The organism is Streptomyces avidinii, assembly GCF_014650695.1.
Lineage (GTDB): Bacteria > Actinomycetota > Actinomycetes > Streptomycetales > Streptomycetaceae > Streptomyces > Streptomyces avidinii.
Genome location: NZ_BMVL01000005.1, coordinates 130620 through 146537 on the forward strand (window position 1 = coordinate 130620; position 15918 = coordinate 146537).

General features: G+C 74.9%; 12 protein-coding genes. 8 read left to right on the top strand and 4 right to left on the bottom strand.

The genetic code is table 11. The features are described 5' to 3' along the window. The first annotated feature begins 36 nt into the window (after positions 1–36). The 6 genes from IE257_RS14365 (at position 37) to IE257_RS14390 (ending at position 11557) form a co-directional block, all read left to right on the top strand. Positions 37–261, top strand: a complete 225-nt coding sequence (locus IE257_RS14365) for an MbtH family protein (protein ID WP_189968538.1) — start codon at positions 37–39, stop codon at positions 259–261. Next, positions 254–2071 (top strand): condensation domain-containing protein, encoded by a 1818-nt coding sequence (locus IE257_RS14370; RefSeq protein WP_189968540.1) that lies wholly within the window; start codon positions 254–256, stop codon positions 2069–2071. The genes IE257_RS14365 and IE257_RS14370 overlap by 8 nt, the downstream gene beginning before the upstream one ends. After that, the gene (locus IE257_RS14375; protein WP_189968543.1) at positions 2068–5277 is read left to right on the top strand and encodes a non-ribosomal peptide synthetase; all 3210 of its coding nucleotides are present in this window, start codon (positions 2068–2070) and stop codon (positions 5275–5277) included. The genes IE257_RS14370 and IE257_RS14375 overlap by 4 nt, the downstream gene beginning before the upstream one ends. 19 nt (positions 5278–5296) lie before the next feature. Further along, positions 5297–8569 (top strand): non-ribosomal peptide synthetase, encoded by a 3273-nt coding sequence (locus IE257_RS14380; RefSeq protein WP_189968545.1) that lies wholly within the window; start codon positions 5297–5299, stop codon positions 8567–8569. A 97-nt stretch (positions 8570–8666) separates the two neighbouring features. Continuing rightward, a complete protein-coding gene (locus IE257_RS14385) occupies positions 8667–10208 on the top strand; it encodes an amino acid adenylation domain-containing protein (RefSeq protein WP_189968547.1) in 1542 nt (513 codons plus the stop codon). A 47-nt stretch (positions 10209–10255) separates the two neighbouring features. Further along, positions 10256–11557: an MFS transporter gene (locus IE257_RS14390; RefSeq protein WP_209468344.1), complete on the top strand. Its 1302-nt coding sequence runs from the start codon at positions 10256–10258 to the stop codon at positions 11555–11557. Here the strand turns inward: IE257_RS14390 and IE257_RS14395 are convergent. After that, the gene (locus IE257_RS14395; protein ID WP_189968551.1) at positions 11551–11778 is read right to left on the bottom strand and encodes a response regulator transcription factor; all 228 of its coding nucleotides are present in this window, start codon (positions 11776–11778) and stop codon (positions 11551–11553) included. The two genes, IE257_RS14390 and IE257_RS14395, sit on opposite strands and share 7 nt — an antisense overlap. A gap of 244 nt (positions 11779–12022) precedes the next feature. On the opposite strand from IE257_RS14395, the gene IE257_RS14400 reads away from it, so the two are divergent. Both IE257_RS14400 and IE257_RS14405 read left to right on the top strand, forming a co-directional pair. Beyond that, positions 12023–13081, top strand: coding sequence for a response regulator transcription factor (locus tag IE257_RS14400; RefSeq protein WP_189968553.1), 1059 nt, complete (start codon positions 12023–12025; stop codon positions 13079–13081). Positions 13082–13179: 98 nt separating this feature from the next. Continuing rightward, positions 13180–13692 (top strand): hypothetical protein, encoded by a 513-nt coding sequence (locus IE257_RS14405; RefSeq protein WP_189968554.1) that lies wholly within the window; start codon positions 13180–13182, stop codon positions 13690–13692. 107 nt (positions 13693–13799) lie between these two features. On the opposite strand, the gene IE257_RS14410 is transcribed toward IE257_RS14405, so the two are convergent. The 3 genes from IE257_RS14410 to IE257_RS14420 form a co-directional block, all read right to left on the bottom strand. Next, complete coding sequence (locus tag IE257_RS14410; protein WP_189968556.1) at positions 13800–14060, bottom strand: hypothetical protein; 261 nt, start codon at positions 14058–14060, stop codon at positions 13800–13802. Between the two features lie 168 nt (positions 14061–14228). Further along, positions 14229–15584, bottom strand: a complete 1356-nt coding sequence (locus IE257_RS14415; protein ID WP_189968558.1) for an MFS transporter — start codon at positions 15582–15584, stop codon at positions 14229–14231. Positions 15585–15668: 84 nt separating this feature from the next. Next, complete coding sequence (locus IE257_RS14420) at positions 15669–15869, bottom strand: MbtH family protein (RefSeq protein ID WP_209468343.1); 201 nt, start codon at positions 15867–15869, stop codon at positions 15669–15671. Positions 15870–15918: the final 49 nt, after the last annotated feature.

Genomic DNA, 15918 nt, shown 5'->3' on the forward strand with positions numbered 1-15918 from the left:
CCGTACGACCGCACCCGACCCGAAAGGCGAACCGCCATGAGCAACCCCTTCGAGAACGACAACGCCGCCTACGTCGTGGTCCGCAACGACGAGCTCCAGCACTCGCTGTGGCCCGCCGCCAACCCCGTCCCGGCCGGCTGGAGCGTGGTGCACGGCCCCGACGGCCGCCAGGCCTGCCTGGACCACGTGGAGCGCGTGTGGACCGACATGCGCCCCGCCTCCCTGGTGGCCGCCCTCGCCGGGAACACGCCCCGTGGCTGAGCCCGCCCACCGCACCGAGCAGCCGGCCGCGGCCGACCCCGTACGGATCCTGCGCAGCCTCTTCGCCGAGGTCCTCGGCCGCGGCGAGGTCGACGCGGACCACAGCTTCACCGGGCTGGGCGGGGACAGCATCCAGGCGATCCAGGTCGTCAGCCGCGCCCGCGCGGCCGGCCTCGTCGTCACCACCCGCGACGTGCTCCGCGCCGAGAGCGTGGACGCGCTCGCCGCCACCGCGCGCGCCCACGGCCGGGTACGGGAGAGCGCCGGCCCGGCCGTGCCCCCGCGCCGGCTGGGCCCGCTGACCCCCACCCCCATCATGGGCTGGCTCGCCGAACTCGGCGGCCCGGTCGACACGTACAACCAGTCGCTCGTGCTGCGCACCCCGCCGGGCTTCGGGGCGGCCGACGCCGAACGCACCGTCCAGGCCCTCCTCGACACCCACGAGATGCTCCGGCTGCGGCTGCCCGACGGGATCGCTGCGGCCGGCGCCGAACCGGTCGTACCCCCCGCGGGCTCCGTCGCCGCGGCGGACCTGCTGGACCACATCGATGCCCGGGGGAGGACCGACGGGGAACTGCCCGCCCTGACCCGGGAGCGGATGCGGGCCGCACGGCGGCTGCTCTCACCCCGTGACGGCCGCATGCTGCGCGCCGTACTCCTGGACCGCGGGGCCGGGCAGCAGGGACGCCTCGCGCTCGTCGTCCACCACCTGGTCGTCGACGGCGTCTCCTGGCGCATCCTCCAGGACGACCTGCGGACCTGCGCGGCGGCCCTCGCCGAGGGCCGCGAGCCCGCCCTGGAACCGGCGCACACCCCCTTCGCGCACTGGGCCGACCTCCTGCGCGCCGAGGCCACCTCCGGCCGCCGGACCACCGAGGCCGACCGCTGGGCCGCCGCCCTGCGCGAGGCCCCGCAGGCCCTCGCCGGGGTCCGCGCGCCCGGCGGCCTCGACCCCGAGAGCCCGGAACACACCTTCACCCTCACCCTCGGCCCGGACGTCACGGGCCCCCTGCTCACCACCGCGCCCGGCCTCGTCAACGGCACCGTCAACGACGTACTGCTGACCGCACTCGCGCTGGCCGTGCTCGGCCGGCGGAGTGCCGACGGCGAGGAAGCGGGCGACGAGGCGGGCGACGGGGCGGGAGACCAGGAGGGCGCCGTTCTCGTCGACGTCGAGGGGCACGGCCGGGAGGACATCGCCGACGGCACGGACCTGTCCCGCACCGTCGGATGGTTCACCACCGTGTTCCCCGTCCGCCTCGCCCTCGGCCGCCCCGACCTCGACGAGGCCCGGGCCGGCGGACCGGCGATCGGGGCCGCGCTGCGCCTCGTCAAGGAGGAACTGCGCGCCGTCCCGGACAAGGGCATCGGCTTCGGCCTGCTGCGCCACCTCAACTCCCGTACCGGAGGGGACCTTGCCGCGCGCGGCGTACCCCAGATCGGCTTCAACTACCTGGGCCGGTTCCCGATGGGCGGCGACGCGCCCTGGGACGCCGCACCCGGGCACGCCTTCGCCCTCGACGACGCCGACGACGGACTTCCGATGGCGCACGCCGTGGAGGTGAACGCCGCCGCCCACGAGGGCCCGGACGGCCTCACCCTCAGCGCCAGCTGGACCTGGGCGGGCAACGCCCTCCCGGGGCCATGGGTCCACGACCTCGCCCAGGAGTGGTTCACCATGCTGCGCGCGGTCGTCACCCACGCCGCCCGCCCGGACGCCGGCGGTCTGACCCCCTCCGACGTGTCCCTCGCCCGGGTCAGCCAGGCCGACCTCGACACCTTCGAATCCCAGCTCGGAGCCCTGCTGTGATCCCTCTGTCCCACGCCCAGCAGCGGCTGTGGTTCCATGCCCGCGACGGCGCCGACGGCGCGCTCTACCACATCCCCGTCGGGCTCCGGCTGAGCGGCGCCCTGGACCGCGCCGCACTCCGCGCGGCCCTCGCGGATGTGAGCGCCCGCCACGAAGCGTTGCGCACCGTCTTCCCCGACGAGGCGGGCCGCCCCCACCAGCGGGTCCTGGACCCCGCGGATGCCGCCCCGGTGCTCAGCGTCACCGACTGCCCGCCCGCCGAGTGCGCCGGGCCGGCCGCGCGGGCGTCGTCCCGGCCCTTCGACCTGCGGACCGAACCGCCCCTGCGCGCCGACCTCTTCACCGACGGGGACGAGGACCACTACCTGCTCCTGGTCCTGCACCACATCGCGGGCGACGGTCATTCCGTCAACGTCCTCGTCCGCGACCTCGCCGCCGCCTACACCGCGCGGACCGCCGGCCGGTCGCCCGAGTGGCCCGAACTGCCGGTCCAGTACCCGGACTACGCCCTGTGGCAGCGTGAACTCCTCGGTCCGGCGCACGACCCCTCCTCCCTGCACGCCCGGCTGCTCACCCACTGGGCGGAGGTCCTCGACGGCCTGCCCGACGAACTGCCGCTGCCCGCCGACCGGCCGCGCCCGGCCGTGGCCGGCCACCGGGGCGCGGTGGTGGAGGCGCGGACCGGTGTCACGGCCCACGCGGGCCTGGCCGCACTGGCCCGGGCGGGCCGCGCCACACCGTTCATGGCCGTCCAGGCAGCCTTCGCGGTCCTGCTCACCCGCCTCGGCGCCGGCACCGACCTGCCGCTCGGCTGCCCCGTCGACGGCCGTGACGACGAAGCCCTCACCGACCTCGTCGGCCTCTTCGTCAACACCCTGATCGTGCGCGCCGACACCTCCGGCGACCCCACCTTCACGGAGGTGCTCGCCCGGGTGCGCGCCGCCGCCCTGGCGACGTACGCACACCAGGAACTGCCCTTCGAATCGCTGGTCGGACGACTCAACCCGGCCCGCTCGCCCGCCCGGCACCCGCTCTTCCAGGTCGCCGTCTCCGCCCAGCGCACCGAGCCGCAGATCCCCGCCTTCGCGGGCCTGGCCGCGCAGGTGGAGGCGGTGCGCACCGACACCGCCAAGTTCGACCTCACCCTGGAGGTCGAGGAACTCCACGACCCGGCCACGGGAGAACCCGGCGGCCTGGCCCTCGGCCTGGAGTACGCGAGCGACCTGTTCGACGAGGGGACGGCCCGGCGCCTCCTGGACCGGCTCGTCCACCTGATCGGCGCCGTCGTCAGTGATCCGGACGTCCCGGTCTCCGCACTCGACGTGCTGCTGCCGGGGGAGAAGGCCGACCTCCTGGAGCACTGGCAGGGGGCGTCCGTCGCCCCCGACGCCCGCACCGTCCACGGTGCCTTCGAGGAGCGGGCCGCCGCCCATCCGGACCGGCCCGCCGTGCTCTGCGCGGGCCGCGGGACCACGTACGCCGAACTCGAAGCGCGGGCCGAGCTGTTCGCCGGGAGTCTGCGCACCCTCGGCGTCCGCCCCGGCGAGGCCGTCGCCGTCCTCATGGACCGCTCGGCCGACCTGGTGGCCGCCTGCCTGGGCATCCTCAAGGCCGGGGCCGCCTACCTGCCCCTGGACGCACGGGCCCCCGGCGCCCGTACCGAGGCCGTGATCGCCGCGTCCGGGGCCGCCGTCCTCGTCACCGACGTCCCGGAGGGCGAGCCGCTGCCGACGGGCCCGCGCCACGTCCTGCGCCCGGACGCCGTCCCCGCCGACAGGGCCGCGGAAGCCGCGACGACCGGACCGGCCGGGCATCCCGACGCGCTCGCCTACCTGATGTACACCTCCGGCTCCACCGGCACCCCCAAGGGCGTGGCCGTCTCCCACCGCGAGGTCGTCGCCCTCGCCACCGACCGGCGCTGGCGCGGCGGCGCGCACGAGCGGGTGCTGTTCCGCTCCCCGCACGCCTTCGACGCCTCCACCTACGAGCTGTGGGTGCCGCTGCTGAACGGCGGCCTCGTCGTCGTGGCGCCCCCCGGAGACCTGGACGTCGACGGGCTGGCCCGGCTGATGACCGAGGAGAAGGTCACCGGGACCTTCCTCACCGCCACCCTCTTCAACGTCCTCGCCGACCGCTGCCTGCCCGCACTCGCCGACCTGCACGAGGTGATGACCGGCGGCGAGGCCGCCTCCCCGTCCATGGTCCGCCGGGTCCGCGAGGCCTGCCCCCGCACCACCGTCACCAACGCCTACGGCCCCACCGAGACCACCACCTTCGCCGCGACCTTCGCCGTGGGCCCGGGCCAGGACGCCCCCGACGGGCAGGTCCCGATCGGCCGACCGCTCGACGGTACGCAGCTCCACGTCCTGGACGACCGGCTCGGCCTCGCCGCGCCCGGCGTCATCGGCGAGCTGTACATCGCGGGCGCCGGACTGGCACAGGGCTACCTGGGCCGGGCCGCGCTGACCGCCGAACGCTTCGTCGCCTGCCCCTACGGCCCCCCGGGCGCCCGCATGTACCGCACCGGCGACCTCGCCCGCTGGAACACCGACGGCCAGGTCGAGTACCTCGGTCGCGCCGACCGGCAGGTCAAGATCCGCGGGCTGCGCATCGAACCCGGGGAGATCGAGCACGCCCTGGCCGCGCACCCGGCCGTGGGCCAGGCCGCCGTCACCGTCGTGGACACGGCCGCCGGCCGCGCGCTCGCTGGCTACGCGGTCCCCGCCGAGGGAGCCCCCGCCCCCACCCCGCAGGAACTGCGCGAACACCTGCGCGCCCGGCTGCCCGACTACATGGTGCCCACCACCTTGACCCTGCTGGGCGCCTTCCCGGTGACGGCCAACGGAAAGACCGACCTGGCCGCCCTGCCCGCGCCGGACCCGGCGGCGGCCGGCGCCGCAGCGGCCCGCCAGGAGCCGCGCACCGACGACGAGCGCGCCCTGTGCGCGATCTGGGAGCGGGTCCTGGGCGTCGGGCCCATCGGCGTCCACGACAGCTTCTTCGACCTGGGCGGGCACTCCCTGCTCGCCACCCAGCTGCTCGCCGAGGTCAGGGCGCGGTTCGCAGCCGCCATCGGCATCCGCCAGTTCTTCACCGGCCCCACCGTCGCCGAACTCGCCGCGGCCCTGCCCGCCGCCACGGCAGCCGGCGCCGGCGCCGAGGACCCGCCGATCGTCCGCCGGGCCCGCCGCACCCAGACCGCCTGACCACAGAAGGAACACCACCATGAACCACCCGCCGTCCGCCGCCGCGCCCACCCCCGCCGCCGCGCCCACCCCCGCCGGCGCACCCACCTCCGCTCCCGCTGCCACCCGCTCCCTGGTCGAGGACGTCCTGCCGCTCTCCCCGCTCCAGGACGGCATCCTCTTCCACGCCCTCTTCGACGAGGACGAACACGACGTCTACGTGGCCCAGTTGCTCCTCGACCTCGACGGCCCCCTGGACGCGGACCGGCTGCGCTCCGCCGCCGACACCGTTCTGCAACGGCACGCCAACCTCCGCGCCGGCTTCCTGCGCCGCGCCACCGGCGAACCCGCCCAGGTCGTCCAGCGCGGCGTACGGGCGCCCTGGCAGGAGGTGGACCTGACCGGGCTCGGCGCGAGCGACCGCGCCGCCGCAGTCGACACCCTCCTCGCCGAGGACCGGGCCACGCGCTTCGACCTGGCCCGGCCGCCGCTGCTGCGCTTCACCCTCATCCGCACCGGACCGCTGTCCCACCGGCTGCTGCTGACCTACCACCACATCCTGATGGACGGCTGGTCCTGGCCGGTCCTGGTGCGCGAACTCCTCGCCCTGCACCACGCCGACGACGCGCCGCTCGGCCCCGTCACCCCGTACTCCTCCTTCCTGGGTCGGCTCCACAGCCGCGACACGGCCGCCGCCCAGGACGCCTGGACCCGCGCGCTCGACGGCCTGGAGGGCGGAACCCGCACCGCGCCCGTGTCCCCGCCGCCCGGCTCGGTCCTGCCCGACCGCGTCGAGACGTTCCTCCCCGCGTCCCTGACCGAACGGCTGGGCGCCCTCGCGCGCGGCCACCGGATCACCTCCGGCACCCTGCTCCAGGGCGCCTGGGCGCTGCTGCTCGGCCGCCAGATCCGCTCCGAGGACGTGGTCTTCGGCGCCATCGTCAGCGGCCGCGACCCCGAACTGCCCGGCGTCGCCGACATCGTGGGCCTGTGCATCAACACCGTGCCGGTCCGCGTCCGCATCGACCCCGCCGAGTCCCTCGTCGCGCTGTTCGAGCGGCTCCAGGACGAGCAGGCACGGCTGATCGACCACCACCACCTGGGACTGGTGGAGATCCAGCGGCTCGCGGGAGCGGGGGAGCTCTTCGACTCCTGCGTCGCCTTCCAGAACTACCCGGTCGACGCGGCCGGCCTCGCCGCGCTCGGCGCGGGCGGGCTCCGCGTCACCGGAGTGGACCCGTACGACGCCGCCCACTACCCGCTCTCGCTGACCGCCATCCCCGGCGACCGGCTGCGCCTGCAGATCGACTACCGGCCGGACGTCTTCGAACGGGACACCGCCCAGGCCCTGCTGGAGCGCCTGGCCCGGCTCCTGGAGGCCGTCGCCGAGGACCCCTCGTGCCCGGTGGACACCGTGGACCTGCTCTCCCCGGCCGAACGCCACCGCGTCCTGGTCGAATGGAACGACACCGCGCGCGACGAGCAGTACGCGGAGGTCGTCGAGCGCGTTCGGCAGCAGGCCGAGCGCCGCCCGGACGCCGTCGCCACCACCGACGACACGGGTCGCGAAATCGGCTACGCCGCCCTGGTCGCCCGCGCCGACGCCCTCGCCCTGGCCCTGCTCGCCGACGGGGTGCGTCCCGGAGACCTGGTCGCCGTACTCAGCGAGCCCACCGCCCGCGTCCCCGTCGCGATGCTCGGCATCCTGGGGGCCGGAGCGGCCTACGTCCCCCTCGACCCCGAGGGCCCCGTCACCCGTACCGCCGACCTCCTCGCGAGCGGGGGGATCGCCCGGCTGCTGGCCGCCCCCGAACAGCGGGCCCGCGCCGAGGAGATCGCCGCCGCCGTCCCCGGCGGCCTGCCCGTCCTCGTGATCGACTCCATCGACGACACGGCCGCGTCCGGCGAGCGCCCGGCTCCGGCCGGCGGACCCGACGCCCTCGCCTACGTCTGCTTCACCTCCGGCTCCACCGGCAGGCCCAAGGGCGCCATGGTCCACCGCCGGGGCATGAACAACCACCTCCTGGCCAAGGTCGAGGACCTCGGCCTCGGCGAGGGCGACCGCGTGGTGATGAACGCCCCGCTCACCTTCGACATCTCCGTGTGGCAGATGCTCGCCCCGCTGATCACGGGCGGCCGGGTCCACCTCGTCTCCCGGGACACGGCCCGCGACCCCGCCGCCCTCTTCGCAGACGCCGCCCACCGAGGGATCACCGTCCTGGAGACCGTGCCCTCCTTCGTCCGCGCCGCCGTAGACCTGTGGGACACCGGGGTGCTGCCGCCGGCCCTGCCCGCGCTGCGCCGGTTCATCGTCAACGGCGAGGTGCTGCCGCCCGAACTGTGCACGCGCTGGTACGCGCGCCACCCGCAGGCCGCGATCGTCAACGCCTACGGCCTCACCGAGTGCTCCGACGACAACACCCACGCCTTCATCGGCCCCGACGTGCACGCCCAGCTGGAGCACGGCCGGCTCCCCGTCGGCCGTCCGCTGCGCAACAACACCCTCTACCTGCTGGACGCCGCGCTCGCGCCCGTACCGCCCGGCGTGCCCGGCGAGCTCTTCATCGGCGGCACCGGCGTGGGCCCCGGATACCTGCGCGACCCCCGGCGCACCAGTGAGCGCTACGTCCCCGACCCCTTCCGCGCCGAGCCGGGCAGCCGCATGTACCGCACCGGCGACCTCGCCCGAATGCGGGCCGACGGCCAGCTCGACTTCCTCGGCCGCCAGGACCACCAGGTCAAGGTCCGCGGCAACCGCATCGAACTCGGCGAGGTGGAGACCGCGCTGCGCGCCGTGCCCGGCGTGGGCGAGGCCGTCGTCGCCGTCGACCGGGACCACGCCGGCCAGCAGCGGCTCATCTGCTACTTCACCGGAACGCCCACGGCCGAGGAGGTCCGCACGGAACTGGGCCGGAACCTGCCCAACTACATGGTCCCGTCGCTCTTCCTGCACCTGCCGCACTTCCCCCTGACCGTCAACGGCAAGCTCGACCGCAAGGCGCTTCCCGACCCGGCCACCGTGCACCGCCCGGTCGGCCGGCTGCCCTCGACCCCCGAGGAGAGGACGGTCTGCGAGATCTTCGCGTCCGTCCTCGGCCTCCAGGAGGCGGGCATGGACGACGACTTCTTCGCACACGGCGGCCACTCCCTGCTCGCCACGCGGCTGACCGGACGCATCGGCACCGAGCTCGGGGTACGCCTGGGCATCCGCGACCTCTTCGAGACGCCCACCCCGGCGGGCATCTCCGCCCGCCTGGCCGAGGCCGCCGCCGCTCCCGCCCGCCCCGCCCTGCGCCCCCGCCCCCGCCCGTGACGAGGCCCGACCGCGCCTGACCGGGCCCGTCCGCGCCCCGACCGCGCCGTGCCCGCCCCGCGAAGAGCCCGCCCGCACCCCAGGAGACACCACCACCATGAGCCCCACCGAGACCACCCCCGTGCCCCTGCGCATCGCGCACCGGGCCGGGATCGCACCCGAGGCCACCGCGGTCCGCGCGGCCGACGGGGAACTCACGTACCGCCAGTTCGACCGGCGGGCCCGCGCGGTGGCCGAGGAGCTGCGCGCCGCCGGCGCCGGGCCGGAGGACACCGTGCTCCTGGGGGTGCGGCGGGGCATCCACTGGGCGGTGGGGCTGCTGGGCATCTGGTACGCGGGCGCGGCTCCCCTCCTCGTGGACCTCGACGCCCCCGACGAGCGGCTGCGCACCCTGCTGGAGGCCGCCGGCACCCGGCACGCGGTCGCCCCGGACACCTACGCGGCCGCGATCCTGCAACGGCGCACCGGGAGAGAGCTGTTCTGGGCCTCCACGACCACCGCAGCCCCCACGGCGGCGGCGCAGCCGCCCGCCGACATCGCCCCGGGCTCCCTCGCCTACGTGCTCTTCACCTCCGGCTCCACCGGGATGCCCAAGCCCGTCGCGGTCGGCCACGCCGGACTCGCCGCCCAGGTCCGCACCCTGGCCGAGCGCTACGGGCTGACCGCCGGGGACGCGGTGCTGCAGTTCGCGGCCCCCGCCTTCGACGTCTGCCTGGAGGAGGCCCTGCCCACCTGGTGCACGGGCGGCACGGCCGTCTTCGTCGCCGACAACGTCCTCTCGCCCGCCGAGCTGGAGCCGTTCCTCGCCGAGCAGCGGATCAGCGTCGTCAACCTGCCCACCCCGTACTGGACGCAGTGGGCCAAGGACCTGGAGCGCGCCCCGCGGCCCCTGCCGGACGCCCTGCGCCGCGTGGTGATCGGCAGCGACGCGGGCCGGACCGCGGACCTGGTGAACTGGGCGGTCGCCGGCCACCCCCCGGTGGTGAGCTGCTACGGCCTCACCGAGTCCACGATCACCGCCGCCTCCTACGAGCCCGGACCGGCGGAACTGGCCGCCTTCGCGGGCGACGAGCTGATCCCGCTCGGCGAACCGCTGGCGGGCGTACGCGCCTACGTCCTCGACGAGGAGCTGCGCGAGGCGCCCCCCGGCGTCCCGGGCGAGCTGTACCTGGCGGGCTCCTGCCTGGCCCGCGGCTACCACGGCCGGCCGGCGCTGACCTCCGAGCGGTTCGTCGCCGACCCGTTCGCCGGCGCCCCGGGCGAGCGCATGTACCGCACGGGCGACCGGGTCACCCGCGCACCCGGCGGCCCGCTCGTCTTCCTCGGGCGCGCCGACGACCAGGTCAAGATCCGCGGCCACCGCGTCGAACTCAAGGAGGTGGAGGCGGCCGTGGCCGCCCACCCGGACGTGGTCGACGTGGTCGCCCGCGCCGTCGCGGCGCCCGGCGGACCGCAGCTGGCCGCCTGGGCCGCCGTCACCCCCGGCAGCCCCCTGACCCCGGACGCCCTGCGCCGCCACCTTCTGGCCAAAGTGCCCGGGTACCTCGTACCGGCCGCCGTGACACTGATGGAGCGGCTGCCGCGGACCCCCGGCGGCAAGCTCGACCCCAGGGCGCTGCCCGCGCCCGCACCCCGATGAACCAGCGACCCGCGGACCCCGTCCGCGCCCAGACAAGGAACGCACCCGTGTCCGTCACCACCGACGAGTCCATCGATTCCGTCCAGGCCGTGGAGCGCCGGCAGCGCAGGGACTTCCGTCTCTTCATGTCCTCGCACATCTGCAACGAGCTGGGCAGCAGCATCACGTACGTCGCCCTGCCGCTGATGGCGGTGCTCACCCTGGACGCCTCTGCGATGCAGGCGGGCCTGCTGGCCGCCGCGGAACACGCGGCGTTCCTGGTGCTGGGCCTGCCCGCCGGAGCGTGGGTCGACCGGATGCGCAGGCGCCGGGTGATGATGGCCGCCGACCTGGCGCGCGCCGTCCTGCTGACGGCGCTGCCGGTGGCCTACCTGCTCGACCTGCACTCGATGCCGCTGCTGTACGCGGTCGCCCTGCTGCTCGGCTGCGCCCGGCTGTTCGGTGACGTGGCCGACCAGAGCTACCTGCCGATGCTCATCGGCAAGGACACCCTGATCGCGGGCAACTCGAAGCTGGAGACGGTGCGCTCCGGCGCGGAGTTCGCCGGTCCCGGCATCGCCGGCTTCCTGGTGCAACTGCTCGGCGCCGCCGGGACGCTGGCCGGCCAGGCGGTCACCTCGCTGGTCTCCGTGGTGCTGCTGGGGCGGATCGGCGCCCGCGAGGAGAAGCCGGAGCCCGCCCCGCGCCGCCACCTGCTGCGTGACATCCGTGAGGGGCTGGGCTACGTCCTGAGCCACCGGATCCTGCGGCTCATCGCCCTCAACACCGCTGCCGTCAACCTGTTCCTCAGTGCGGTGATGGCCATCGAGGTGCTCTTCCTGACCCGGACCGTGGGTCTGCCGCCCGCGGCCGTCGGCTGGGTGCTGACGACGGCCACGATCGGCTCGGTGCTCGCCGCCACGGTGGCGGACCGGGTGACGCGGGCCGTCGGCGCGGCCCGGTTGACCTGGCTCTCCCTGCTGGTGACCATGCCCTTCGGGCTGCTGCTCCCGCTCGCCGACAAGGACTGGCGGATCGGCCTGTTCGTCCTGGGCTCGTTCGTCCAGTCGGGCGGCGTCACCCTGTACAACATCTGCCAGGTCACCTACCGGCAGACCGTCTGCCCGCCGCACCTGCTCGGCCGGATGACCGCCACCATGCGCTTCCTGGTGTGGGGCGTGCTGCCGCTGAGCGGCCTGCTGGCGGGGCTCCTCGGTGAACTGCTGGGCGTGCGGGATGCGCTGTGGGTGTGCGCCGCCGCCCTGTCGGTGGCCCCGCTGGTCCTGCTGTGCTCCCCGCTGCGCCGGATGCGCGAGTTCGAGGACGGGGCCCCGGGGCCCGGGGCCCCGGCCGGGCGACCGGCTCAGTAGCCCAGCCGGAAGGCGATGTGGGTGAGCTGGGTCCGGTTCACCGCACCGGTCTTGCTGCGCAGCCGCCGCAGGTAGGTGTCGACCGTGTGCGGGCTGAGCCCCATCCGGCAGGCGATCATCCGGTACGTGTGCCCCTGCGCGAGGTAGGCGAGGACCTCCTGCTCGCGGGGGGTCAGGGCGGGCAGTTCCGGTGCGGGGGCGGTGAGTGTGGTGTCCAGCATGTGGGGCTCCGGATTCCGGATCGATGGTGAAGGGGAGCGGCAGGGGGCCACCCCGGGCGACGGTGCGATCACGCTGAGCGTGATCGCACCGTTTCGGTCGTCCCGGGTCCTGAAGTGGCCGGATGCCTGCCGCTGTTCGTCCCGTACAGCCTTGCCTGCTGCATATCCTGGCGCCAGGGGGCGGGCACCTCACCAAGGTGCCTGGCAGCAAAGCGACCCGGGGTGAAAAGTGCAAAGTGGGGCAATGCAAATATCTGATGTGGAGCCGGATCCGAAGAACGCCGATGGTGACATCGATGTCTACGGCTGGGTGCTCGAACACCGCACGGTGGACGTGGACGCGGTGGCCGCCGGTACGGGGCGCGACCCGGACGAGGTCCGCCGCAGCGTGGCGCGTCTACGCGCGTCACGTCTGCTGCACGTGAGCCCGGTGGACCCGTCGGTCGCCTTCGCGGTGGCCCCCGATACCGCCGCCGAGCAGCTCGTCGCGCCCCTGGAGGCGCGGATCCGCGACCAGCAGCGGGAGATCAGCGGGATCCGCGAGGACCTGGGGCGTTTCCTGCCGCACTACCTGGGCCGCCGCTCCACGGGGGAGTCGCTGGAGGTCCTGGAGAGCCTGGAGGACGTGCGCGGGGCGCTCAACCGGGCCTCGCTCAACTGCACCACCGAGATGCTCAGCTCGCAGCCGGGGGGCGGCAGCAGGGTGCCGGAGGCGATGCAGGAGGCACTGCGGCGGGACGAGACGATGCTCCAGCGGGGCATCTCGATCCGCACCCTCTACCACCACACGGCCCGGTTCAACGGACCGAGCCAGGCCTACGTCGCGGCCACCTCCGTCCTGGGGGCGCAGTACCGCACGGCGCACGAACTGTTCGGCCGGCTCATCGCCTTCGACCGGGAACTGGCCTTCATCCCCGTCGCCGACGGCAGCTGGGGCGCCGTGGTGATCCGCGAGCCGTCGACCGTCGCCTACCTGTGCAACATCTTCGACCAGACCTGGGACCTGGCCTCGCCCTTCTCGGCCGCGGCGGGACAGGGGCTCGAAGAGGTGGCCCGGGAGATCCACGAGACGATCATCCGGCTGCTCGCGGCCGGGCTGAAGGACGAGGCCATAGCCCGGCGCCTGGGCATGTCGCTGCGCACGGCCCGGCGCCACATCGCCGACATCATGCAGGAGCTCGGCGCCGGCAGTCGCTTCCAGGCGGGTGTGGCCGCCGCCGCGCGCGGGCTGCTGGACCGGGGGGCCGACGAGGACGCGGCCGAGGTCGAGGCGGGGGCGGACGGCACGGTAGCGCCCTCCTGACCTCGGTGTCACGCGTTCTCGTGGCTGTCGCAGGTGGCGGGCGTGTCGCATGCTGCTGGGATGGGAGTTGTCGAGTCGCCGAACAAGAGGGGCACGTAATGGACATGCCGGACGCAGGTTGCGAGCGGGGGACCCCGCACCTGCGGGAGATCGTCCTGTTCCTCTCGGTCCACCTGGACCGGGCACCGGGTGTTCTGTGGCCCGAGTACGACAATCCGGCGTTCGGCGACGCCGATGACGCGGGCGCCCTTCCGGCGGGTGGCGGCGTACGGCCGGCCCAGGCGGACCGGTTCACCGCCGAACTGGGTGCCCTGACGGGCCTGTCCGTCCGGCTGGACCGGGTGGAGACGCCGGGCTCCGCCCCGGGCGGGGGGCTGGACGCGGCCTGGACCGCGCAGCCCGAGGGCCGGGAGCACCTGCTGGTCCATCAGATCGCCGGCGCCGTGACCTGGCAGCTGACCGGGACCGGTGAGAGCGGCCGGCCGGAGTCCTTCCAGTGCCGACTGCTGCCCGGCGAGTTGCTGTACGTACCGGCCGGATGGTCGCGCCGGTACATCGACGCGCAGGGGGCGCAGTACGCCGTCGTCTGCCTCGGTTCGCAGGGTGGCTGACGACGGCCCGACCGCAGCGGCGGGCAGCAGAAAGAAAAAGGGGGGAGGGAGGATCGCGGTGCGATCCTCCCTCCCCCCTTTCGGCAGGCCCTCACGGGCCGGCCGGGTCAGCCGCCCCAGGAGCTGTCGGCCGTGTCGCGGTTCCGGTGGCCGAGCGTGCCGGTGCCCACCGTGACCACCGTGCCGTTGGCCGTCACGATCCGGCGCGGGGTCTGCGCCGTGGTGCCGCCCTGGTCGCCGGTGGTGGTGGTCGCGGTGGTCGCGGTGGCCGCGGCCGAGGTGTCGTCGGCGGCCTGCGCGACGCCGGCCGCGGGCAGCAGCAGGGCGGTCGCGGTCACGGACAGGGCGAGGGCAAAGCGCTTGAGCATGGGATCCCCAGGATGACGAGCGGTCTGGTGGGGCGCGAACTGCTTCGTGGGCCGTCCGCGCCGGTCGGTGCAGGACCAACCTTGCCGTGCCCCGGGTGCTCCGGAGGTGGATCCGACAGCTCATCAAGCTGCCTGGCCCGATGGTGAGGGGCCGCAAAAGCGGACCAACTATCGCTGTTCGGTCAGGATCCCGGCCCCTGAGGCGGCCTTAGAGCCCTGCTCGCGCTCGGCCGGCTCCCGCGCGGACGTCTCCGCGATCCCCGAAGTCCCCGCGGAGCCGCGGTCGTCGAGCTCCCGCCACACCGGGAAGACCAGCGGCGCCAGGGTGACCGCGAGGTACAGCGTCCCCGTACCCAGCAGCGCCGCCACCAACCCCGCGACGTCGAGGACCAGCCCCGCACCGAGCATCCCCAGCGGGGTCGCCGCCAGCGCTGCGGCCAGCAGCAGGCCGAACACCCGCCCGCGCACCTCCGCGGGCACCCGCTCGTAGGCCACCGACATCATCAGCGGTCCCACCACCCCCGAACCGACGCCGGACAGGGCCAGCACCGCCAGCAGCACCGCCGCCCGCGGCTCGGCGGCCAGTGCGGCACACCGCACCGCCCCGACCAGGACGAAGGCCCCGACGAAGACCGCACGTCGCGGCAGCCGGTGACCCGCCCAGCCGTACAGGGCCGCCCCGAGCAGGGCGCCCGCACCCATGGCGGTGATCATCGCCCCGAACAGGGCGCTGCTGCGCAGCACCTGCGTTCCGTAGGCCGGGTAGAGGACCCCGTTCAGCGCCCCGTCCAGGGCGTTGGTCAGCATCAGGACGCCCACCATCGCCCCCAGGAGCCGGTCCCGGCGCAACTGGACCATCCCGAAACGCAGTTCCTCGGCGTACGAGCCGTGCGGCGCCCCGCCGGCCGGGCGGGCGCGCGGTACCACCGGGACGAGGGTCGCCACCAGCAGGGCGCACAGCGCCATCGCCGCCATGTCCGCGTACAGGGTGCGCACCGGGCCGACGGTCGCGATGAGCAGACCGGCCAGCGGCGCCCCCGCCATCATGCCGATCCGGCGGGCTCCCTCGACGCATCCGGTGGCCCGCTCCGCCGTCACCCCGGCGCGTTCCATCGCACCGGGCAGCAGCAGTTGCTTGGAGGTGTCGGAGGGCCCCCGGGCGGCCCCCACCAGGAAGACCAGGGCGATCAGGACGGGCAGGGGCAGGGCGTCCCATGCGTACAGGAGCGGGATCAGGCTGATCGCCACGGCCGTCAGCAGGTCCGCCGCGATGCTCGTCGCGCGTACGGGCAGCCGGTCGACCACCGGACCCGCGAGCACGGCGGAACACAGCAGGCCCAGCACCTCGGCGGTGGCGACGAGCCCCGTCCGGGTGCCGCTGCCGGTGCTGTGCAGGACGAACCAGGGCACGGCGACCAGGGTCGCCGCCATGCCGAGCGAGGAGATCCCGCCGGCCGCCACCAGGGCGGCCAGCGGGGTGAGGCGGCGCGAGGATGCGGAGCCGCCCGCGTACGAGCCGGTCATAGGGGGTTCCTTCCGGCACCGCCGCGCCGCCCGGCAGCCCGCGGTGCGGACGGCCGGGCGGCGTGGTGCCCGGGGATCGTGGGGTCAGCCGGCCGTGTTCAGGCGCAGGCTGAGCGGGCGCATATCGGTCCAGACCCGCTCGACGTGCTCCAGGCACGCCTCCTTGGTGCCGCGCACGCCCTGGTCGTGCCAGCCCAGCGGGACGGGCCGGCCGGCCTCCCAGAGGGAGTACTGCTCCTCGTCGTTGGCCACGACCAGGTACTGCTGCGGGGACGCGTCGTTCACGGTGTTCTCCAGGACGGATCGGTGATGCGGAAGGGCTGTCGGGGTGTGG